At 44.3% G+C, this 22,228-nt stretch carries 25 protein-coding genes and 2 tRNA genes; 22 read left to right on the plus strand and 5 right to left on the minus strand.

The features are described from left to right. Positions 1-72 precede the first annotated feature (72 nt). Entirely contained in the window at positions 73-1,407 is a 1,335-nt protein-coding gene (locus A3C46_07890; GenBank protein ID OGQ22656.1) for a ribulose 1,5-bisphosphate carboxylase, read from the plus strand. A gap of 15 nt (positions 1,408-1,422) precedes the next feature. Here the strand turns inward: A3C46_07890 and A3C46_07895 are convergent, their stop codons facing one another. Further along, positions 1,423-2,766, minus strand: coding sequence for a GTPase (locus A3C46_07895; GenBank protein OGQ22692.1), 1,344 nt, complete (start codon positions 2,764-2,766; stop codon positions 1,423-1,425). A gap of 246 nt (positions 2,767-3,012) precedes the next feature. Between A3C46_07895 and A3C46_07900 the strand changes: the two genes are divergently transcribed. The 12 genes from A3C46_07900 to A3C46_07955 all read left to right on the plus strand — a co-directional run bounded on the left by A3C46_07900 (position 3,013) and on the right by A3C46_07955 (position 12,230). Beyond that, positions 3,013-5,016, plus strand: coding sequence for a hypothetical protein (locus A3C46_07900; protein ID OGQ22657.1), 2,004 nt, complete (start codon positions 3,013-3,015; stop codon positions 5,014-5,016). Between the two features lie 42 nt (positions 5,017-5,058). Then, entirely contained in the window at positions 5,059-5,934 is an 876-nt protein-coding gene (locus A3C46_07905) for a 4-(cytidine 5'-diphospho)-2-C-methyl-D-erythritol kinase (protein OGQ22658.1), read from the plus strand. Continuing rightward, the gene (locus A3C46_07910) at positions 5,931-6,188 is read left to right on the plus strand and encodes a septation protein SpoVG (protein ID OGQ22659.1); all 258 of its coding nucleotides are present in this window, start codon (positions 5,931-5,933) and stop codon (positions 6,186-6,188) included. The genes A3C46_07905 and A3C46_07910 overlap by 4 nt, the downstream gene beginning before the upstream one ends. Before the next feature lie 138 nt (positions 6,189-6,326). Continuing rightward, a tRNA-Gln gene (locus A3C46_07915) sits at positions 6,327-6,398 on the plus strand. A 20-nt stretch (positions 6,399-6,418) separates the two neighbouring features. Then, the gene (locus A3C46_07920) at positions 6,419-7,375 is read left to right on the plus strand and encodes a phosphoribosylpyrophosphate synthetase (protein ID OGQ22660.1); all 957 of its coding nucleotides are present in this window, start codon (positions 6,419-6,421) and stop codon (positions 7,373-7,375) included. Positions 7,376-7,393: 18 nt separating this feature from the next. Then, positions 7,394-8,083 (plus strand): hypothetical protein, encoded by a 690-nt coding sequence (locus tag A3C46_07925; GenBank protein OGQ22661.1) that lies wholly within the window; start codon positions 7,394-7,396, stop codon positions 8,081-8,083. Further along, positions 8,080-8,637: an aminoacyl-tRNA hydrolase gene (locus A3C46_07930; GenBank protein OGQ22662.1), complete on the plus strand. Its 558-nt coding sequence runs from the start codon at positions 8,080-8,082 to the stop codon at positions 8,635-8,637. Before A3C46_07925 ends, A3C46_07930 begins: the two co-directional genes overlap by 4 nt. Before the next feature lie 52 nt (positions 8,638-8,689). Further along, the gene (locus A3C46_07935) at positions 8,690-9,097 is read left to right on the plus strand and encodes a 30S ribosomal protein S6 (GenBank protein ID OGQ22663.1); all 408 of its coding nucleotides are present in this window, start codon (positions 8,690-8,692) and stop codon (positions 9,095-9,097) included. Further along, positions 9,094-9,357, plus strand: a complete 264-nt coding sequence (locus A3C46_07940; protein ID OGQ22664.1) for a 30S ribosomal protein S18 — start codon at positions 9,094-9,096, stop codon at positions 9,355-9,357. Before A3C46_07935 ends, A3C46_07940 begins: the two co-directional genes overlap by 4 nt. Before the next feature lie 4 nt (positions 9,358-9,361). Continuing rightward, positions 9,362-10,333 carry a hypothetical protein gene (locus A3C46_07945; protein OGQ22665.1) on the plus strand — a complete coding sequence of 324 codons (972 nt, stop codon included), beginning with the start codon at positions 9,362-9,364 and terminating at the stop codon, positions 10,331-10,333. 14 nt (positions 10,334-10,347) lie between these two features. Then, on the plus strand, positions 10,348-10,791 hold the full coding sequence (locus A3C46_07950; GenBank protein ID OGQ22666.1) for a 50S ribosomal protein L9: 444 nt from the start codon (positions 10,348-10,350) through the stop codon (positions 10,789-10,791). A gap of 35 nt (positions 10,792-10,826) precedes the next feature. Then, complete coding sequence (locus tag A3C46_07955) at positions 10,827-12,230, plus strand: replicative DNA helicase (protein OGQ22667.1); 1,404 nt, start codon at positions 10,827-10,829, stop codon at positions 12,228-12,230. Between the two features lies 1 nt (position 12,231). On the opposite strand, the gene A3C46_07960 is transcribed toward A3C46_07955, so the two are convergent. From A3C46_07960 to A3C46_07970, 3 genes are all read right to left on the minus strand, one after another. Continuing rightward, positions 12,232-13,380, minus strand: coding sequence for a hypothetical protein (locus tag A3C46_07960; protein OGQ22668.1), 1,149 nt, complete (start codon positions 13,378-13,380; stop codon positions 12,232-12,234). 12 nt (positions 13,381-13,392) lie between these two features. After that, a complete protein-coding gene (locus A3C46_07965) occupies positions 13,393-14,193 on the minus strand; it encodes a hypothetical protein (protein OGQ22669.1) in 801 nt (266 codons plus the stop codon). 86 nt (positions 14,194-14,279) lie between these two features. Continuing rightward, positions 14,280-14,930, minus strand: coding sequence for a hypothetical protein (locus A3C46_07970; protein OGQ22670.1), 651 nt, complete (start codon positions 14,928-14,930; stop codon positions 14,280-14,282). A gap of 111 nt (positions 14,931-15,041) precedes the next feature. On the opposite strand from A3C46_07970, the gene A3C46_07975 reads away from it, so the two are divergent. The 8 genes from A3C46_07975 (at position 15,042) to A3C46_08010 (ending at position 20,775) form a co-directional block, all read left to right on the plus strand. Beyond that, positions 15,042-15,635, plus strand: a complete 594-nt coding sequence (locus tag A3C46_07975) for a non-canonical purine NTP pyrophosphatase, RdgB/HAM1 family (protein ID OGQ22671.1) — start codon at positions 15,042-15,044, stop codon at positions 15,633-15,635. Between the two features lie 98 nt (positions 15,636-15,733). Then, positions 15,734-15,811: transfer RNA gene (locus A3C46_07980), tRNA-Pro, on the plus strand. Positions 15,812-15,824: 13 nt separating this feature from the next. Further along, positions 15,825-16,721 carry a hypothetical protein gene (locus A3C46_07985; GenBank protein ID OGQ22672.1) on the plus strand — a complete coding sequence of 299 codons (897 nt, stop codon included), beginning with the start codon at positions 15,825-15,827 and terminating at the stop codon, positions 16,719-16,721. Positions 16,722-17,338: 617 nt separating this feature from the next. Then, the gene (locus tag A3C46_07990; protein ID OGQ22673.1) at positions 17,339-18,412 is read left to right on the plus strand and encodes a hypothetical protein; all 1,074 of its coding nucleotides are present in this window, start codon (positions 17,339-17,341) and stop codon (positions 18,410-18,412) included. Between the two features lie 192 nt (positions 18,413-18,604). After that, positions 18,605-18,940, plus strand: coding sequence for a hypothetical protein (locus A3C46_07995; protein OGQ22674.1), 336 nt, complete (start codon positions 18,605-18,607; stop codon positions 18,938-18,940). 146 nt (positions 18,941-19,086) lie between these two features. Continuing rightward, entirely contained in the window at positions 19,087-19,803 is a 717-nt protein-coding gene (locus tag A3C46_08000; GenBank protein OGQ22675.1) for a hypothetical protein, read from the plus strand. A gap of 126 nt (positions 19,804-19,929) precedes the next feature. Beyond that, a complete protein-coding gene (locus A3C46_08005; protein ID OGQ22676.1) occupies positions 19,930-20,325 on the plus strand; it encodes a hypothetical protein in 396 nt (131 codons plus the stop codon). A gap of 51 nt (positions 20,326-20,376) precedes the next feature. After that, the gene (locus A3C46_08010) at positions 20,377-20,775 is read left to right on the plus strand and encodes a hypothetical protein (protein OGQ22677.1); all 399 of its coding nucleotides are present in this window, start codon (positions 20,377-20,379) and stop codon (positions 20,773-20,775) included. On the opposite strand, the gene A3C46_08015 is transcribed toward A3C46_08010, so the two are convergent. Then, positions 20,761-21,117 (minus strand): hypothetical protein, encoded by a 357-nt coding sequence (locus A3C46_08015; GenBank protein OGQ22678.1) that lies wholly within the window; start codon positions 21,115-21,117, stop codon positions 20,761-20,763. The genes A3C46_08010 and A3C46_08015 overlap by 15 nt on opposite strands. A 258-nt stretch (positions 21,118-21,375) precedes the next feature. On the opposite strand from A3C46_08015, the gene A3C46_08020 reads away from it, so the two are divergent. Beyond that, on the plus strand, positions 21,376-22,158 hold the full coding sequence (locus A3C46_08020) for a hypothetical protein (GenBank protein ID OGQ22679.1): 783 nt from the start codon (positions 21,376-21,378) through the stop codon (positions 22,156-22,158). The last annotated feature ends 70 nt before the right edge of the window (positions 22,159-22,228 follow it).

Below are 22,228 nucleotides of genomic sequence, written 5' to 3' on the forward strand. Positions count from 1 at the left end.
CGCGAGGAGCAGAACCGCAGCGTCTGTACCCCGAGAGAAAATGCGAAGTCAGTTTGGTTCGGAAATAAAAACATGACACCTGACGATATCAAAAGTTTTTTTGCCGACGAAGATGATCTTCACAAAGAAGACTATTTTTTTCTCACCTATTGGTTTGAAACAAAACTAGATCCTCAAATACAAGCAGCATCGCTCTGTGCGGAGATGTCGACCGCGCAGTGGACATGGAAGAATCAAAACCGCGATCTTCGATTAAAGCATGCTGCAAAAGTGGTGCACTTAGAGATCCTAGAAAAGGCCGCAGGCCCGTCGTTTCGGTCGTCGTTTTCAAAGGGAGATTCTTTTACGCGATGCCTTGTTCGCATTGCCTATCCTCGATTGAATTTTGAAGATGGACTTCCAAATCTTTTGACGGCAGTTGCAGGGGAAGGGCCGTTTTTTTGTTCTGGAATTACATCTTTGAAACTTCTCGATATTGAATTTCCAGAAAGTTATCTCCAACATTTTTCTGGGCCCCGTTTTGGGATTGATGGATTACGGGGCTTCCTTAATATTTATCACCGTCCTCTTTTTTTGGGAGTGGTGAAACCAAATATCGGTCTTACTCCCGAGGAATTTTCAGAGGTCGCTTATTCGTCGTGGCTTGGCGGTCTGGATATTGCCAAGGATGATGAAATGCTCGGCGATGCTGAGTGGTCTCCATTAGAGACGCGTTGTCGTCTTGTGGGAAGAAAGCGGAAAGAAGCTGAGGAAAAAACAGGAACATCGAAGATGTATCTTGCCAATATCACAGACGAAGTTGATCGTCTCTGTAAGCTCCACGATATCGCAGTTCGAGAAGGAGCAAATGCTGTCATGGTGAACTGCATGACGATCGGACTCTCAGCTGTTCGCATGCTTGCTCGACATGCGGCGGTCCCTGTCGTTGGCCACTTTGTCTTTACCGCTGCTTTCTCTCGTCTCCCGTTTTTTGGAGTGTCGAGTGTCGTGATCACAAAGCTTCAGAGGCTTTGCGGGTGCGATCTCATTATCATGCCTGGTTTTGGTGCGCGCATGTTTACGGAAGAGGAAGAGGTCTTAGATAATGTTGATGCGTGTGTTGAAAGCTTTGGTCATGTGAAACGTTCACTTCCAATGCCGGCAGGAAGTGATTGGGCGGGGACGCTTCAATCTGTCTCTGAAAAGATGCGCAATATCGATTTTGGGTTTGGATGTGGTCGCGGTGTTTTCGCGCATCCTTCAGGACCTGAAGCAGGAGCCCAAAGTTTGCATCAAGCGTGGGACGCTATTGTCGAAAAGATTCCACTGGAAGTCTATGCAGAGGATCACCGCGAACTCAAGGAAGCGATCGCTGCCTTTGGTCAGGAAAGGGCGCAGCCCCTGAAGCCATTTATTTCAAAAATTTAGAACATCCTCAATTGTTTATGATGAAATAACAGGCTCAATGACAGACCGCAGAGTTGGCTCACCGATTTCTTCGATTTCATATCGCACCCGCAAACAAGGTTTTTTCAGTTTGATCACGCGCAGCAAATCGATCGGACTTCCGTTGAGCACCATGTCGCAAGGGGTATTGTTGATCGATGTTTCAAGATCGCGAAGTTGTTTCTCGTAGTACCCGAGCGCTGGAATTACTTTTTCGAGGTTTGGATATTTAATGTACGCCTCGCGAATAGAACCAACAGCATAGGTTCGTGGGTCGACGATTTCCGCAGCGCCGTAGCGACCAGCAGCAACAACCGCGGCGCCAAAGCCCATGCCGCCATGAGTGACGGTTGGACCATCTTCAATGCAGAGAACACGAGCGCCCCGAATTTCTTCGGGATCGTCGACTACGATTTTGGAATCCCCTTTGATCACCTTTGCGTCTGCATTGAATTGTTTGATATTGTTCATGACGAGATCAAGTTGTTCGACACTGGCTTCATGATATTTATTAATGACAATGACATCAGCCGTCAGAAAATTTGTTTCTCCTGGATGATACGTTCGCTCATGACCAGCACGAAGTGGATCCACGACCACAATTTCAAGATCTGAATTGAGAAACGGCGTGTCGTTATTCCCCCCATCCCACACCAGCACATCAGCCTCTTTTTCTGCTTCACGGGTGATCCGTTCGTAATCGATGCCAGCATAAATCACGAGTCCTTGATCAATATAGGGTTCAAACTCTTCTCGTTCTTCAATCGTGCAATCGTATTTATCGAGATCGCTGTAGAGCGCAAATCGTTGCATGGCCTGCTTTTCCAGATCGCCATAAGGCATGGGGTGACGAATCGCGACGACACGTTTCCCCATCTCTTTGAGAGTGGTGAGAACTTTACGCGATGTTTGGCTTTTGCCAGATCCGGTGCGAACGGCACAGACAGAAACGACGGGAATATGAGCTTTTACTTGCGTTTTTTGTGGAGCGATCAACGTAAAACTTGCACCTGCAGCGAGCACCTCTGAGCCTTTTTGCATGACATATTCATGAGAGACATCACTGTACGAAAAATAAACTTGGGCAACGCGGTGTTCTCGAATCAAACGTGAGAGATCTTTTTCTGGATAAATCGGAATCCCTTTTGGGTAGAGTGATCCTGCAAGCGAGGGGGGATAGACTCGATCCGCAATTTTGGGAATTTGGGTGGCGGTAAAAGCAACGACATTGTGTTTTTCACTGTTTCGAAAAAAAGTATTGAAATTGTGAAAGTCGCGTCCTGCGGCGCCCATGATGATGACCGGTTTTCGCTCTTGCATAGAGAATCCTTTGTTTGTCATCCTCGCGTAGGCGGGGATCTCTTGAATTTCATGGGATTCCCGCTTTCGCGGGAATGACATAAGTTTTCTTCCTCTATCAGGGCAGCCGCAAGAGATCAAGTTGTGTGGATTTAAAAAAGTGCCGAACTTTTGAGAGGTTAGAGCTGAAATATATCTCGCAACCTTTTGAGGGAAAGTTCGATAAATCACTCAAAGCAGGTCTATACAAAGTTTTTTCCCCATGTTAGGCAAGTTTTCGGAGGTTTTATGTTTGCAGTCGGTGATTCCGGTAAAGTGACCGTAAGTCATGTGAGAATTTTCATTCCTCTCCCATCTCAAAGCAATGCGGTTTCAAGAACTCCATCATTAGAGGAAGAGCAACCAGGATTTTTTCAAAAAGCGGCAACATTGTTGAAACAAGGATTTGCAAATATTGGAAATGCCCATGTTGCTCAAGGAGAAGCATTTGAAAATCCTGAGTTTCGACGAGCATATGCCAAAGGACTTCTTGCACCTTTTAAAATAGTAATAGGTGCGGGAACGGCAAGCACAGGATGTTCATGCGGTGATGAAATCGTTACTCCAGCTCCAGAATCACCCGATAGCGGAGTGTTTCCAGATGCAATGCCACCACCGCCACCAGATGCTGGTCAACCCGATGGCGGTGTTAACGCAGATGCTACTCCCGGTATGGATGCAGCTCCGGTTGATGGTGGCATCGAATGCGATCCTCGTCATTTTACAGACGCGGGAATGCTTCCTCGACAATGTGATTTTGATCACGACGGTATTCTCAACCAAGAAGACAATTGTCCTCGTAACTGGAATGAGCGACAGATTGATACGAATGGAAATGGTTTGGGAGATCCTTGCGATCCGCAGCCAAATCTTCCCGGTATTATTGTTGATGCTTTTATTGTCGGGGATATCAATGACAAAAGTCGAGTTGCCGTCATGCTTTTTGTGCAAGGTGCTCTTCTCGTGGTTCGTGATAATCCGAGTAACGCTGTTCAAAAATGTGTCTCCACGGGAGGACGAGGAATATTGTGTTCCACACAAGGAGCACGTATCCCTCCCGATCCTATTCGAAACGGAACACATGCACGGCCTCAGTCAGGGTTTTCATTCGATACGAATAATATATTTATTACAGAACCGACCAGATGTGACCCTGGTCAACGTGTCCCAGCCTGTTTTGACCCAAATGATGTCGATGGAACCGGTCCAGCAAGAATTTTTATCACAGACAATGAGGCAAATGCGATTCAAAATGGATCAATGCTTCAAGGTCAGCGCGCTGGAGAACCATTACCATCAGAAGTGACATTGCATATTTCCGGAGGTGGCCCAGCTCTTGAGCAAAACTTAGCTGCTTGGGGTGGTTATGCTCTCTCTGGTGAACCTGGGGATCAAACGGGATGGATTCTTGCAAGTGGATTTTCAATGAGCGCTTTTCGGGGATCGGTTTTGATTCCATTCGGGATTTTGACGCCGGGACCGCGAGGGAATCCATCAGGAATTGACATGTATGACGTTCCCCCATTTACCCGTGGAGTTGGACCAATAGCGCTTAGCTCACCGCAAAATCTTGAGCGCGATGGGTCCAGTATTCAAGTTCGGCCTCTTCCAGGAACAACGGAACAAAAGATGTATGTTCTGATGAGCAAAAAAGCAGTTCCAACCGGAGGATCAAGTCTTTTACGTGTCGATCCGCGGCAAGGAGTAGAACAACGTATTTCATTGCTTGGGACGTCTATTGATACTCCAAATGCTCTTCAGATGGATGCCGACGGAGATGTAGCGCTTGTGCCACTTGATGCGCAATCAAATAACAGCGTTCCAACGCTTTCACAGGTTCAATTTTCGGGAACCGGAACAACGACGACGTATGCTGTAAATCCAGTCTATCTTGCTGGTTCAGGGCTTGACGAAGAGCTTCGGGTTCAGGGAAAAATTCTGGATCATATAATGTCATATGGAAATGATTTTTTAATTGAAAGCCAAGGAGAAGGTCAGAAAGTTCCTGGTTATGTCATTGCTCTGAATTTATCGACGTTGACGGCAATGCTTCGTGAGAAGGTCGGTATCGATCCTCATCGTCTGGCAGTGGATTCTGCAACTGATATGATGGCAGTGGCGCATATGGGTTCAACATTGGATATTCGAACTTCAACGACTCCAGGACATTTGATCGGTCGTCCGCATGGAGATCTTTCTGATGGTATCCCAGGAGTCACGATCATCAATCCAGCAGATGCGCTGGGCCGTTAGTTCAAACGTTGACATTCGTGAGCCACATGCTAGCTCGTGTGCATGCAATCGCTGACACTTTCTGCTCCTGCAAAAATAAATACACATCTTCGAATTGTTGGACAACGTGATGATGGTTACCATCTCTTGCAGATGGTGATGGTCAAACTTTCCTTGTCAGATCGCATTACGGTGAGCACAATTTCTCAAGGCATTGAATTTGAAATTGAAGGATCTCAAGATGAAGGGATGAAGGGCGACAAAAATCTCGTCGTTCGTGCGGCCAAAGCATTTTGCGAAATGATAGGGACGAAGCAAGGTGTTCGCATTCATCTTCAGAAAAATATTCCTCTCGGTGCAGGTTTAGCGGGAGGCTCGAGTGATGCCGCAGCAATTCTCCGAGCTCTGAATCAACTATGGAATGTCGGAATGATTTCCGATGAGCTTGCGCGGATTGGTGTTAAACTGGGCGCCGATGTCCCTTTTTTTTGCTATGAAGGAGCAGCTTTTGTGGAAGGAATTGGAGAGAAAGTGGACATCATTCAAAATTTTCCAAAACTTTTTCTCTTACTTTTAAATCCAGGTTTTTCCGTTTCAACTCACCGTATGTTTCAAGTCTTTGATGAAGGTGTAGCTTCGGGGCATTTCCAATTGACACCAAAATGGTCGAATGATAGGTTCCGGCGGCTTTTTAAAGGATTTGAAGAGGTTACAGCCTTTCTTCAGAACGATTTGGAGAAAGTGACCCTCACGGCTCATCCCGAAATCGAAACGATGAAATCGTATCTCGTCACATCTGGAGCAGAAGGGGTGTTGATGTCGGGAAGTGGGCCGACCGTTTTTGGACTTTTTTCTGATCGAAAACAGCGCGATCAGGTTGAAAAGAGGGCTTTGCAGGAACATCGCTGGCAGGTTTTTGCAACGGAAAGTGTTTCATGAACATTACCGATGTTCATATTTTTCCGGTGAATGAAGGAAAATTGAAAGCATTTGCAACGATTACGATTGATGGATCGTTTGTGATTCGAGATGTAAAAGTCATTGAAGGGCATAAAGGATTATTTATTGCCATGCCCTCAAAACAACGCAAAGATGGCACGTTTCGCGACATTGTTCATCCGATTGATGATCGCATTCGCGACGCGATAACTGAAAAAATTTTGGCAGCTTATAAACAAACAGTGGTTACTTAAAACTTGTGGAAGACTGGTGAGAAAGTGCTAGATCCGAGGCAGTCAGAGGAGACCAACCGAGACGTACTGAGAAGTACGTCGCAGGTTGTGTCGACGATGACAACGAAGGAGATAGCGCTTTATCGCCAGCCGACAGATTGGGGCGTCGACAAGCGGTAAGTCTCCAGGCTTTGGACCTGGCATTCGGAGGTTCGAATCCTCCCGCCCCAGCATAACGAAGAAGGAATATTATGTCCCTTTTTGGAAGTAACACATCGTTGAAGTTGTTTTCAGGAAACGCAAATCGACCTCTTGCAGAGGCGATTGCCCGTTTTTTGAAGATGCGTTTGTCGGAAGGAAAAGTTTCGCATTTTAGTGATGGCGAAACGTGGGTGGAGATTGATGATAATGTTCGCGGTGCCGACGTTTTTGTCATTCAGCCAACGTCTCCTCCGGTCAACGAACATTTGATGGAGCTTCTCATTATTATCGATGCGCTTCGACGAGCTTCTGCAGATCGTATTACTGCTGTCATTCCTTATTATGGATATGCGCGCCAAGACCGAAAAGTAAGTCCACGGACACCGATTAGTTCCAAACTTGTTGCGGATCTCATTACAGCAGCCGGAGCTCATCGTGTGTTGACGATGGATCTTCATGCAGGGCAAATTCAAGGTTTCTTTAATATTCCAGTCGATCATCTTTTTGCAAAGCCAGTTTTGATTGATTATTTAAAGAAACAATTTCCAGACAACTTTGTGGTGATTGCACCCGATGCTGGTGGTGCAGAGCGGGCGCGTTCGTTTGCAAAGATGCTCAACTCTCCCATGGCGCTCATTGATAAACGTCGGGTGCGCCCAAATGAAAACGAAGTGATGAATATTATTGGCGAGGTGAAGGGGATGAAAGCGGTGATCGTCGATGATATTGTCGATACAGCCGGAACCATGATTAAAGCTGCAGAGGCTCTTTTGCAGAAGGGTGCGACAGAAATTCATGCATGCTGTGTGCATCCGGTTTTTTCTGGCCCAGCGATTCCTCGTTTGACAGAGTCACTGATCAAGTCGATGGTTGTGACCGATACGATTTTACTGCGCGACGATGCGCGTCACTGTGAAAAGATTCAGGTGTTATCAGTTGCCGAATTACTCGGCGAAGCGATTCGACGGATTCACAATGCTGATTCCGTTTCTTCGCTTTTTGTTTAATTTTTTTTGGAGGTTTGTATGGAACGTCTTGTCCTTGAAGCAACAACGCGTGCTGTTGGAAAAGGAGTGGCACGTAAAATCAGAGCGGCTGGCAATATTCCTGCTGTTCTTTATGGAAGAAAGAATGAACCGGTTGCTTTGTCGGTTCATGGTCGCGCTTTCGAAAAAGTGACTAAAGCTTCTCCAGATTTAACGGCGATCATTGATCTGACGATCGATGGAAAAGAGAAATTTTCCGCGCTGATTCGTGATTATCAAGCAGATGTGATTCGACGTCATTTTACGCATCTCGATTTTCAAGCGATTGATCTCACCGAGAAACTTGATCTTGAAGTTCCCGTTCATCTGATTGGCTTGCCTATTGGAGTCAAAGATGAAGGTGGTGTGCTTGAACAATTGCGACGTAAGATTCATATTCGAGTATTGCCCACGAATATTCCAAAACACATTGAAGTTGATGTGAGCAATTTGAAAATTGGTCAGAGTGTTCATGCTGATGAAGTGAAGCTTCCTGAGGGAGTTGAGTTCCCTCATGTGACTAATTACACCATTGCCGCGGTGGTTGCTCCTCAGAAAGAAGAAGTGGCTGCAGCGCCAGTCGCTGCTGTTGAAGGCGCTGCTGCAACTCCGGCTGAAGGCGCTGCTCCATCTGCTGAAGCTGAGAAGGGTGCCAAGGCTGGCGGTGAAAAGGCTGAGAAAAAAGGGTGAAGCTCTTCGTTGGCCTTGGAAATCCAGGAAAGAAGTATGCATTGCAGCGTCACAATGTTGGATTTTGGATTCTCGATCAATTTGCTGCTGATCATGGAATGACGTTTCAGAAAAAAGATTTTAAGGGAAGAGTTGCAAAGGAGAAAATAGGAAAGGACGAAGTCCTTTTGTTAAAACCAGAAACATTTATGAATCTTTCTGGAGCGAGTGTTCGGGAAGCGGCTTCTTTTTATCGTGTTGCACTTCAGGATATTGTTGTTGTGCATGACGATTTAGATATTGAACGAGGCGTCATTCGATTTGCGACGAACCGTGGACCAGCGGGGAATAACGGTGTTGCCTCTATTATCGAGACTCTTGGGACCAAAGAATTTTGTAGACTCCGATTCGGAATTGGTCGACCAGGGAAAGAGTGGGACCCAGCAGATTATGTTCTGAGCCCCTTTTTACCTGAGGAGCAGCCGGAAATTGAGGCAGGAGTAAAAAAAGCGAGTAAGGCCCTTGCAATGTTTCTTGAAAAGGGTTTAAGTTTTGTGCAACAAGAGTACCACTAACTACTCCTTGGTTTCGGATAAGCCGAAGCCTTGATACCCATAAGGAGATTGTATGAGAGAGTACGAAACAGTTTATATTGCCAGTCCAGAACTTTCACAGACGCAAGTCGCGGCACTCAATCAACGGATTCACGACATCATTGAAAAACAGGGAGGCCGTCTCTTTTATGCTCGAGATATGGGGATGCGAACACTCGCCTATCCGATTCAAAAGTCAAAAAAGGGAATTTATACATGTCTCGATTATGCGGCTCAAGGAGATGTGGTGTCCCAAATTGAACGCGTGTTGCGACTCGATGAAACGATTTTACGTTTTTTAACGGTCTTGAAACAAGACGAGATTGACGTTGAAGCGCGTGCTGCTGAAATCATTGCGCGTGGAGAAGGGGAGTCGGCACCGCAAACTTCGACCGATTTTCAATTTGAACCTGAATCTTCAATACCTGAGGAGGATGAATGAATAGTTTTCGAGGAAAAAAGAAAAAAACTCGCCTCATCACCAAGAAACGTCCCTGTCGTTTTTGCATCGATCGAAAAATACCGATTGATTATAAAGATGCCAAAGCGCTTTCTTCTTTTATGACGGAACGTGGACGACTCATTCCATGTCGCATTTCAGGAAATTGTGCGAAACACCAACGTGAAGTGACGTTTGCGGTGAAGCGAGCACGTATCTTAGCGCTTATTCCATTTTCTGCGACACAGATCGAGACGAATTAATCCTATGAGTGTGAAGCTTCGAGCAGCCGCGATCTGGGGATTCCTGTCGGTCCTTTTTTACGTGAGCGGTCTTTTGACATTGCTTACGCCGCTTCCTCTTTTTTATGTTGCTCTCACCAAGGGAAAGGGGGCAGCAACTTCGGTTCTTCTCAGCGCACTTCTTTCCCTTTTTTCCCTTACGAACTTTGTTTTTCCTTTGCTTTCACATCACGACACTCCTCTCTCTTCTCTTTTTTTTGCGCTCGGACATTATATCTTTTTTGCCACGATTGGAATTGTTCTCGCCTTTGGAGTTGAGCAGAAATATTCCCTGAGTCGTTGGATTGGAACTGCCTGTTTCTCTTCGATGATCGTTGCGATTGTTTTTGCAGCGCTCATGCATTTCTCAGGAATGGTTTCTCTTGTTGATGAGCTTCGAAGCGTTCTGTTTCAAGTTCTTGATCAACTTATTGCAGCCGGAAAAGTGTCAGGAAATAATGAAATCCAACTTCGTTATCTGGAGGAACGACGCGAAGAAATTGCGCAGTTTGTATTTTATATGGCTCCAGCTCTGCTTTTCGTCATTTCGATGCTCACGACGGTGATGAATGCATTACTGGGTCGCTCTTTTATGACCTCACGCCATCAGCAAATTGTGATTTTACGAGGTTTTTCTCGTTATCGCCTTCCAGATATCGCTATTTGGGGCATTATCGCTGGTGGGGTTGCTTTTTTTCTCGACACTTATATAGTTCACGCCACGTGGCTTCAAGTGATTGCTCTGAATGTGCTTTTATGTTTGTGCCTCCTTTTTTTTCTGCAAGGATTTTCAGTTGCCGTGTTTTTTGTGCAAGGTTTTCGGTTGCCGTTTTTACGTACGATTTTTTATGTTGTTTTCATTTTATTTCTTCACACACTCGGGCTTCTTCTTCTAGGTTTAGGAATTGCTGATGTGTGGGGACATTTTCGAGAGAAGCGTCTGACACGTCCTAGTTAAAGAAGGAGGAAAAAATGCAGGTTATTTTACAAGAAGATGTTCCAGATTTAGGGAAAGCAGGGGAAATTGTGACGGTCCGAAGTGGCTTTGGTCGTAATTTTCTGTTGCCGAAGAAAAAAGCATTACTTGCGAATTCAGAGAATGTGAAAGAACTTGAGCATCAAAAAAGAATTGCTTTGGCCAAGCGAGAAAAACAAAAGGAAGCTGCGCTTGGGCTTGCAAAAAAGATCGAAGCTCTCCCAGTGCAGTTAACTCGTGAAGTAGGCGAAGAAGAAAAGATGTTTGGTTCCGTCACGGTCAAAGATATTGCCGAGGCATTGAACGCGAAGGGAGTTGAGGTCGATCGCAGAAACCTTCAACTTCATGAACCGATTCGACAGCTCGGAAATTTTGAAATTCCTTTGAAGATCCATACAGAAGTGACTGCCATCGTCAAAGTGTCTGTTCTAAAAAAATAGACATTCTACTGTAAGACAGCTCTTGGTGTACGAACATGTCAGATGTCGAGAAATTCAAAATTCCGCCTCAGAATATTGAGGCGGAACAGGCTGTGTTGGGGGCGATGCTTCTCGACAATGAATCGATTCACAGAGCGATTGAACTTGTTCAACCACTTGACTTTTATCGCGAAACTCATCGTCATATCTATGAAGCTATTTTAAGTCTCTATCAGAGAAATGAACCCGCTGATCTGGTGACGCTTACAAGTGAACTCAAAAACAAAAAACTTTTAGAAAGCATTGGGGGCGCAACATTTATTGCAACTCTTGTCGATGCCGTGCCGACCGCAGCAAATATCGTTCCCTATTGTCGTATTATTCACGAAAAAGCGATTGTCAGACGCCTGATTGAAGGGGCAACCAAAATTGTTTCTCAGGGATATGATCATCACGGAGATACAGACGAATTTTTAGATCGTGCAGAGCAGATGATTTTTGATGTTGCGGAACGTCGTGCTAAACAAGGCTTTTCCCCGGTCAAAGAAATTGTGAAAGATAGTTTTAAAGCCATTGAGCAGCTGTATGAAAAAAGAGAACTGATTACGGGATTGCCCACGGGATTTAAAGAACTCGATCGTCTGACAGCAGGTTTTCAACGATCGGATTTAATCATTATCGCTGGTCGTCCTTCGATGGGAAAGACCGCTTTTGCTTTAAATATTGTGGAGTCTGCGGCCATTGATACTCATAAAATCTGCGCTGTTTTTTCTCTGGAAATGTCAAAAGAACAGCTGGTTCAGCGCATGCTTTGTTCGCGAGCTCTTGTCGATGCTTCAAAGCTCCGAGGTGGTTTTCTGGCTGAAAGCGATTGGCCGAAACTGACGCGAGCTGCAGGTCTTCTTTCAGAAGCTTCTATTTTTATTGATGATACACCGGCGCTCACGGTCCTCGAAGTGCGTGCAAAGGCAAGACGTCTCCAACGCGAACATGGCATCGACATGATCATCGTCGATTATTTGCAGTTAATGCGAGGAGTAGGACGAGTTGAAAGTCGTGAACGTGAAATTTCAGAAATTAGTCGTTCTTTGAAGGCGCTCGCAAAAGAGGTCAATGTTCCGGTGATTGCGCTTTCACAGCTCAATCGTGGTGTTGAATCCCGTCAAGATAAACGGCCGCAGCTCTCTGATCTTCGGGAGAGCGGTTCCATTGAGCAAGATGCTGATGTCGTTGCTTTTATCTATCGAGACGAGATGTATAATCCTGATAGTCCCGATGCGGGGAAAGCAGAAATTATTATCGGCAAACAACGCAATGGCCCCACTGGTCGTGTCATGCTTGCATTCCGAAGTCACTTAACTCGATTTGATAATTTTGAACGAGGAGTGGATGCTCCTTCATCTCCTGCTCATTATCAGAAAGAGGATCTTTCCGCAGAAAGTGATCAACCACCGTTTTAAGTTAGAAGCCGAAAGTGAGTTGGCTGTTAAGACGATAACTTCCTTTTGCGCGCGTCACTTCTCCCAGTTCTTCGCCATAGAAAGCCACATGAAGAGCGACGACCGGAAACTCAAGTGAACCGCCTGTCGCAAAGTATCCTTGGTTTGTGCCAAGTCGAAGAGACGATTTAATTTTTGCAAACTCTGGAAACTTGACTTCTGTGCCAGCATGAAGTTTTTTCAGAAAAGTTTGTTTTCGATTTGTTTCACGGACATCTGCTAAAACGGCAAATTCAAATTTTCCTACTTTTGGAAAAACTCCAGCGCCAGCAGAGACTGACATCGGAGAATTTGGCGCGCGTCCCGTGAAACGAGTATCCGCGACATCCTGAATTGTCACTGCCACCGTTGGACGAAGCGATTCCTGCCAGATCGGCAGAACATATTTTGAACCGAAATCAATACCGACACCAAATCCTTTTTCCCAATTTGCATATTTAAAAGTTGTTCCTAAATTTTCCGTTAAGATATCGCTTTGAGTAATTTGTTCTTCAATGCCGACTTTGTAGAGAACTTTCAGGTTTGCTCCCACTTGCAATGTGTCATCGAAAAAAGAAGCGGCACTTCCACCAACAATGCCGACAACATTATCTGTTCGGGTTTCGAAGTTCGGGAAAGCTCGGTTGCGGAGTGAAAAGCTTCCGCGGCTGTCCATAATCAAGCCTGCTGAATAATATTTATGCCGGATATGAAAGAGAGGAAGTCCCACGCCAAAATGATGAAATTGACCTGCGTGCGATTGTGTAAACGCATCAAAGGTATCAATTTTTTGAGAATCCGTTTTATCTTTGAGATCCTTATTCAGATCAAAAATATCTTGGATCATGCTATAGAAACCGGTGTTAAATTCAGCCTGTGGATTTACAAAAAGCATGTGATGTTTTTTTTCGTAATCATTGATGGCTGCGGGATTATAAAACTGAGCATTATAATCGGTTCCTGGCATAGCGAGGAAGGCATTCCCCATACCAAGAGGACGAGTTCCTCGCATGACGGTCGGAAATTCGGTGCCGATGCCAGTATCTTCAGCAAACACAGTTTCCGATATTCCGAGCAGCGATATCAAAAAAAGAGATAAACTGAATCGCAACAGAAACAAAGATGGTTTCATAGATGCCCCCACTTAGTTGGATGTAAGCGTTGTATCGGTTGCACTATTGCAAGATGAAAAATCGAAACTTGCGCAAGACGCAACCGTTCCTGATTGGAATGTGAGTCCCGTTGTCGAAGCGCTTAACTGACAGAGGTTTAAATCCTGAAGCGCCGTAAGATCAATACCCGAAGCTGCTGCGGTTACATTTCGAAGGACACAATAGTTTTTACGTAAATTGGTGACCAGCACGTCACCTGATTCCATCCCGCCATTGATCAAGTGATTGTCCACATTGATAAAATCTGTTTGGGTATCATCTCGATGCGTGGTTGTAATATCTGTGGTGGTAATCGTTCCATCAAGCGTTTGCTGAGCCGTCAATGAAGAAAGCGCAAAAGATTCAATGGCCTCAAGAATGCCGAGTTGAAACTGCTGATCCTTAAAGAGAACATGGGTGGTTGCTGGTTGCGTCAACGTGGTGCCAAGAGCGACGATAGCATTTCGCACATCAGTGAGGCCAGTTCCAGAGGTGATCGTATTTGCAAGAGCATCGTGAACGACGTTAAAAATACTTTCCGTATTTCCAGATTCAGAGATATCGGCCGAAATGGCAAGGATATTGACTCCTGCGCGCCCTGCATAGGCTGAAGAGAGAAGAAGAGCTGCTTCGACATTGGTTGCATCGGCAGTCAAGGCATCATTGGATTTGGTAATCGCCGTTGCCCAGTCACCCTTATCCAAAGCAAATTGAGCCTCTTCAAGTTGTTCATCAGTTCCAGCAGCGCATGAAATGAGTGTTGCAAAAAGAACAATGTAAAGAAATTGTTTCATGAAATCCCCCTCTTTAAGAATCTCAATTTAATTTTGAATAGATTCTTTTTTATGCCTCAAAAGAGAGAAGGTCAATTCAATTCTGTTTAATAATGCACGCCGAAAAAAAACATGGCTGAAAAATTTGGTTGAAAACCTCCGTCATAAATAAGCTGATTGCTCAGAGATGGAGAAGCATTCTCCAAGTTTTGTCGCGCACTTTCTGCAAAGAGAAAATCTTCTCGCAGATCGAGTCCAAAGGAGAGATATTTGTGGTAGAGAAACGAAACACCAGCAGTAAGAGAAGGACCAAAGGCAAACGTGCTCACGGTCTGATCTTGAGACAACGTATTTCCGGGAAGAACAAGAATGCGATTTGTAGCTCCGACTTTGAGATGGGGCAAAATGTGAACATACTTAAAATCAGCCAGGGCATCAAAGATAAAACTGTACCGTCCATTCACCGTGGTCAGGACAATATGCTCTCTTCTGCCGACATTAAAATCGGTGGAATAAAGGCCCCCGAGTTCCATGGCGAATGGATCAGAGATGTTCCAACCAAAAAGAAAACCGAATGCCCCCTCAAAATCACGTCCCACATCATTTCCAGCTTGTTCGTCATGATCATTATTGGCCTGTAAAAGACCGGCTTCAAGAGCGAGATAAGGTCCTTTGTGAAAACCTTTCAGAGGCCTTGCAAAGGCAAGGAAGGGATGACAAAGGAACGTGACGAAAAGAAGAAAAAGAAATTTTTTCATAAGGTCATCTCAAAAGCGGCCTGTCTGCTTGACCATCACGCGCGCGGTCCAGTTGGTCCGTGCTGATGATGGTCTGCACAGCGGCCGCTTTCAAAAGATGTTTTTGAACACATGAAACTTCTCATTGCAACGCGAAATCCAGGAAAGCTTCGGGAACTTCAGAAAGCATTTGGCGATCTTGAAATAGAAATTGTTTCGCTCGAGACATATCCAGATCTTCCTGATGTCGATGAAACAGAAGTCAGTTTTCTTGCGAATGCTCGCAAGAAAGCGGAACATTTTCTTTCAACAGAATGTTTTGTCTTGGCCGATGACTCTGGCATTTGTGTCGATGTACTTGATGGTGCGCCTGGGGTCCATTCCGCACGATGGGCAAATGCGTATGGTGATCAGGATGCGAATAACCAAAAACTTCTCCAAGAACTTCGTGAACATCAAAATCGAAAAGCGCACTTCACCTGCGCTCTTGTCCTCATGGCACCAGATGGAAGAGTTTGGGAAGTTGAAGGGAAATGCGAGGGGGAAATTGCTCATGAGGTGAAAGGGAAACACGGCTTTGGCTATGATCCGATTTTTTATCTTCCGGATAAAGATTGCACCATGGCTGAATTGACGCCAGAGGAGAAATTTGAGGTGAGCCATCGGGGAGAGGCGATTCGGAAGATTCGTGAGATTTTGGTTGAGGTTTTGAAGCCCACCGATTAAGAACGGTTTTCCCGATATTCGATATACGAAGAACGAAATTTGGCGGCATCTTCGTTCACGTTTTTCGTTTTTCGGGAATTTGGCTGCCGCCAAATTTTCGGGGTGTAGCTCAGCATGGCTAGAGCGCTGCGTTTGGGACGCAGAAGTCGCTGGTTCAAGTCCAGTCACCCCGACCAAATTTTCAGCATCATGACTCTTCTTCCGACCATCTGTGCGCTTGGCGAAATTCTGGTAGACTATTTCCCAGACGGAAAGCGACTCGGTGGCGCGCCGTTTAACTTTATCACGCACATGCAGCGACTCTCTTTCCCCACGATGTTCGTGACGCGTATCGGTCGCGATCACGATGCTGATGAGATTCTTCAATTTCTCAAAAAAATTGAAATGGATCTGACATGGATCCAGCAAGATGACGAACATCCCACAGGATCGGTCACGGTTCATTTTCGTGACGATGGCTCGCATTCGTTTACTGCGGCTGAGAATACAGCGCAGGATTATCTTGTGGCATCCGAGATTCCGGAACAGCAAACGCCGAAGGCGCTTTTTTTTGGAACGTTTGGCCAGCGTCATTCAGTGGCAGCAGCTGCTCATGACCAAATGCTGTCGCGAATGAAAGGAAGAACGAAACTCTTTTGCGATCTCAATATTCGTCCACCATTTTTTACAAAAGAAATTGTCGAACAATCGCTTCGTTTTTGCGATGTTTTAAAAATCAGTGAAGAGGATATTTCATTTCTGTATCGAATTTTTTTTCATCTTCCTCAAAACCCATACGACGTGGTGCGAATGTTAATGGATAAGTACGATATTGAGCACGTGTATCTCACAAGAGGCTCGGAAGGGAGTCTGCTTTTTGAGGGGAATAAAAAGATCGCAATCGATGCTGCAAAAGCGAACGTTGTGAATACGGTCGGAGCGGGAGATGCCTATTCTGCAATCGTTGTCGCTGGTATGGTTTTGAATTGGGAGTCGCAGATGATTTTAGAGCGAGCGTCAATTTTTTCCGCAGCGATCTGCGAGGAAGCAGCGGCTATTCCCGCCAAAGATGAATTTTACAATCGTTTTAAAGTATGGTTTTCATGAACGACTTTTGATCTTTTACAAAGCAATATTGCGCCCGTAGCTCATTTGGATAGAGCACAAGCCTTCAGATAGGAGCCCTGACTGAGAAAAAAATCAATCAGGTGGATGGTGCTATATGCGGGGACGCCCTTAAGAGCCTTTGGTACCGAAAGGTAACAATCCAAAGGATTGGGTAATCCGCAGGTAACCTCGTTTTAATGAGGACACCTCAGAGGCCATACGCACCACGCCTGAAATGGCGAAGATATGGTCCAGCCTACAAACCGCGAAGTAAGAGAGCGGTGCTTGGGAAAGCCAAGTGTGGGATGCTAAGCTTGGGGTAGCAGGTTCGAATCCTGCCGGGCGCGCAAAGAAGAAGGATCGGGTTCACCGATCCTTCTTCTTTGCATGTTTTGCATGGATGAGAACCGCCCCCACGAATTATTGGGGGGCTGGTCGCGACCGAGGCGAGCGTCATCCTGAGCTTGTCGAAGGATGATCGCCGAGGAAGTGGTGGAGCCGTGAGGCGGAAACCAAATCTGCCGGGGGCGCAAAAATTTTGGCGTAGACAAATTTTCATTTGAAAATCTTGACTTTTTTTTTAAAAAATTACCAAAGAAATCAAAGGCCAATACAATTTGAACGCCTTACCAAATCAAAAGACAAAGCTGGATATTATTGGGAGTATAAAAATGAACCAGCAGAAATCCAAAAAAAGAAATCCATTAGTTGCTAGCCTGCTATGTCTAGTTGTTCCGGGCCTCGGTCAACTTTATAACGGCCAGTTGCATAAGGCCCTAATCTTCTTTGGATTAAAACTAATCATACTTATAAGTTTTGTGAGGGTTGTTAATGTTTTCACAATAGATATTGATTTTGATCGAGCCCTTCGTTTTATTTTGGTATATGTCGCTCTGGCGCTTACTTCAATGGTCGACGCCTTTTTACAAGCAAGGCGTATTCAGGAAATAGCTCTTAAGATCTATCAGAGGTGGTACGTTTATTTTGCCGTGTATATTATTAGTTTTTGTTTTATCAATTTTTACATTCTAAATAAATTTTCCCCTCCGTTAAAACAAGAAATGTTTGACCCAACATCGTGGGTTCGTAACCTGGAATCCTCTATTGCAGAAACTGAGCGATTTCATTCAGAATTGGAAGATGAATTAGAAATATTGGAGAAGTCAGCCAATGCAAAAGAAAGTCAGGGAAAATATTTAGATGCGATATCCGATTACAAGAAAATTATAGAGCTCGATGAAAAGATGTACGGAAAAAATGCTACAATTATTGCCCCCCTTCTTCAGATAATCGCAGGACTTTATTATGATGCAGGAAAGTTTGATATGATCGATCCGTTCTATAATCGAGCTTTTGAAATCCAGAAAAGTGCGCGAGGCTTAGACGACCCCAGGACAATGGGACTTATAAGAAAATGGTCCGATTACGGTTGGATGGCGGGAAAGCCTGATGAAGCATATTCACGTCTTCAGTGGGGAATGAAAGAGTATGAGAAAGTCTTTGGTCCTACACATGAGCACATAGGTACTTTTCTTTATTGGATGGCGGAACTAAGAGAGTTTTACGAGGATAGTGCCAAAGCTGAATCACTGTATCAGCAGGCACTTGAAATTTATAAAAAAACACTGGAACCCAAGGACAAAAAAATAACAGACGTTTATGAGAGCTTATCGCGTTTAAAAAAGAAATAGAAAAGGCGATTCATCAGTGAATACCAACTTTGCTGCACGCAGTTCTAAAAACGTCCAGCCGGGGGCGAAAAAAATTTGCGGCAGCAAATTTTTAAACGACGAACGAAGAACGTCAACGAATTACGGAAGTTAAGTAGTTAAAGTTGGTTCGAATGCGCCAAATTGGTTCATGTTCTTTGGGAAGGGGAAAGTATGGTCATGAACAGGGAGCAAGCTTTGGAAGGACTAATAGGATTTACAAAGCCAATTACCGATATTCGCAAGGATTTGCTGGCATTTCCTTGGGACTCTGAAAAAGAATTAGTGGTCTTGAGGGCCTCGCATTTGCGACAAATCTTACGAAGGTTTCTGGATGGAAACCTAAAAGCAGAAGATGTGGAAGAATGGGCGGATGCTATTGAAGCAAGAGATGATATAGGTTTTGAAATTGATCTGCTGAAAGATTTTATTTTTGAATTCGCCAACGCCGCCTTAAATGGCTTGCTTGATCGAAATCGGGCAAGCGAGATACTTGAAAAAATTTCTTGAAATTGCCGCAAATCGAGATGAAAACAGTCAAGCAAGAGTTACATTTCAGCGCACGCAGTTCTAAAAGCGTTCAGCCAGGCGCGAAATGTTTCGAGATAGATTGGGGGTGAGTTTTTCCGGAGAGGCCAACAAGAGTTAGAACTAAATTGAGGTTTGCCCTCCTCACCAAGCGCATGAAAAAGAAACTTTACAATGATTCAGCGATTCAAATTTTCAAGGAAATGCTCGGTATTCCGATTCAGGCACTGCATTATAATGCTATAGAAGCAATACTTTCTTTTCCGGATTTTTATATAAAACTTACCAATACGGACGACTTAGCATTATCGCAAAATCCAAGAGATGAAATTTGCTACACTGAAGTTCAAAAAATTGATGGGAAATACAATGAGACAATTTCAAACCAGCTGCAAATACCATGTTCAACCGTCACGGATATTTTGATTGCTGAAACGGTCCTTTATTTTACAGATCATCAAACATTTAGCCTCTCGGGCAAGATTTTTAGACACGTACAATACTTTCTAAAAAAGCTATTTCACTGGGTTTGTTTCTCTTCAGATTCAATAGATCTCAAGCTTGAGAAAATTCTTGCGGGTACAATCGGTGGACATGAAGAGTGTGTTATCAATCCAATATCTAACCAACTGGATATGGTCGATATGCAGTATGCAAACCATGTGGATGCGGGGATTGTCTTATTCTTTGAAGATAAATGTTTACCCTGTTTCTCCGCGCAGAATGGGTTCGGTTTTCCGAATAGTGGCAAGGGATCGCCCTACTTAACAAAAAATGAGCTGTTTACGGAATATCGAGAAGACTATAGATTTCGACGATTAGATGAAGCCGCGGTTCTCCTTTGATTTACTGATACACCGCATGTTTCATTTCGATACACGCGGTTCTAAAATCGTCCAGCCGGGGGCGCAAAGAAAAATGGCCGACCGTAATGCTTACGAATTTGGTGAAGTCGGTGGAGGATTTAAGGAATGAAAAGTAAATCATCGTTTATCCTTTCGGGATTATTTTTGTTGCTATCGGTTTTTTTAATTTTTAATATTTTTTCTTGTAAGGGAACGGCATCAAATTCTGAATTAAAACCTATAACAAGTGATCCTTATGTTTCATACGATGAAGCGGGAAGAGTGGCCGAAGAAGGGCAATATAAAAATGGTAAGCCGGACGGGTTATGGAAAATATATGATGGTGGAATTCTTTGGGCTGAAAAATCAATGAAAGAGGGCGTTGAGCATGAGGTTACAAAAATTTATCATACAAACGGTACCCTTATGAAAGAAATACCTTACATGAATGGCGAAGTACGCGGCACTTATCGACAATACGATGAAAATGGTAAATTGCTTATGGAGAAGGTTTTTGAATAGATATAGCCTGGTTTTAGATTTCCCAGTCTGGGCCAGAATGAATTCGAAATCATGATTGATTCACTTCTTAAAAATAAATTCGCAAACGATTTTTCCATTCATGAACATGGTTTTTGTAGCCTATCGTTAGAAGACGGCTATACCATATCGATTGAGACCTTGTGTCGCTTCATCAGCAATGATGGCAAGTTCATATCATCAAGTGATCACGGCCATCAATTTGGTCTGCCTGCGCCATTTAATGCGGCTCAAGCAATCAAAGAACAGATTCATAAAAAGAAGATAATAAATATTGAAGTAAAGAACGACACCGGAGATTTGATTCTTTTTTTTGAAAACGGCCGCCTAGAAATCATTTGTTCTTCGTCGGGTTATGAATGTTATCAACTTAACGGGCCTGATAATCTCATAATTGTCGGACGTGGAGGTCCAGCATCATTCGTTCCATAGTTTCTCCGCTTTCAACGCCTGATGTAAACGCAAACTCATTCCTTTTCCCATGCCGAGGACGTATTTTAAGTCCAAAAGGCTTTCCGATATTTGTTCCGACCTATTGCCTTTGGTCTCTGGTATGTGCGTGCGCAGATCCTTTGCAATGAGCTTCAGGCGATCCAGTAAAGCTTGCGCTTCTGGAATCAACAGAGCACGATTTTGACCTTTCATGGCGACCGAATAAGCCATGTCGAAGGATTTTTGGTTGATTTTGTCCAGTTCCAGAATCAACTTTTTTACTGCTGATTCTTTCCCAGTTTTCCGACAGGCGTTTTGTCGGGAGTGTTTTTGATGGCTCATAGCTTTTCTTTCGGAGGAGGGATTGTTTGCCGAGGTTTTGTCCCGGACGTCCGGGACAACACTGACGGCGGCGAAATGGCTCAGCAACAAGACAAAAATTGTAAGAGTTAATTTTTTCTTCAAGAGGAGACGTAATATAATGAACTTGGTCTCAATTGTCTCATAATTTTTACTTGACAGGGCGCAACCTTGACATTCGTTCTTCAGACAGAGAGGCTAATAAAAATGAAAGGTTGGTCAGATAAAAGGGGCATAATTATGTATGATTTTTTAAGGAAGGTTGCTTTTGGAATATTCACTTTCTCCTGTATTTTGTTTGCACCGACCTTTCTTTATGCAGATTCACAAGTCCTGAGGGCCTGTGAGGTTACGGATCGACTCGCCTGGCGCGATTACAGGTTCAATGTACTACGAAGGACGACCAGTAATAATTGGTACCGCTATGAAATCGAAACATGCAGGTTTTCGAAGTGTACGAAACATAGCTTTGACGAAACAGTTGACAGGGATTCTCCTCGCTGGCCTGTGAGGCTCAACAATTTATTAATAGTCGGCAACGAAGTATGGTTAGGGAGCAGCATGGGAATTTATGTATTTGATGAAGAAAAGGGTTGGGCTAAACACAAGTTTTCCGGGAAGCTTCTTGATATTTCAAGCTTAACAAAGATTCAAGATGTGGTTGTAGCAACACGAGATGGAACCGCTGATGTTTGTGGGCTATATAGATGGAATGGGAAAGACAAAGCCTGGCGTAACATTCCAGAGTCAAGATGTAGTCCATCTGAAGGTAGTGCTGTTATTGGGCAAACGTTGTTTGTCCATGGTTCCTATTTATTAGTTGCTTATGATTCGAAAACATGGACTATCAGAGAAATTAAGCTGCCATTTACTGGTGAGGTAATAGACAGTATCTCTGCTGACGGTGACAAGCTGACAGTCATGACCCGGAAGGATAATTTTTTCAGGGGTTACACCTATCAAGACGTGAAAGGTGGATTGTGGAGTAAGCCGTTCAGTCCGAATACAGCTCAATGCCAATAGAAAGCAGATAGGGTCAAATCTTGGCCCTAAAAACGGAAAGAAGGGGCTGATCGCTAGAGTACTAACCGCG

It is taken from the genome of Deltaproteobacteria bacterium RIFCSPHIGHO2_02_FULL_44_16 (assembly GCA_001798185.1).
Classification (GTDB): Bacteria; UBA10199; UBA10199; order 2-02-FULL-44-16; family 2-02-FULL-44-16; genus 2-02-FULL-44-16.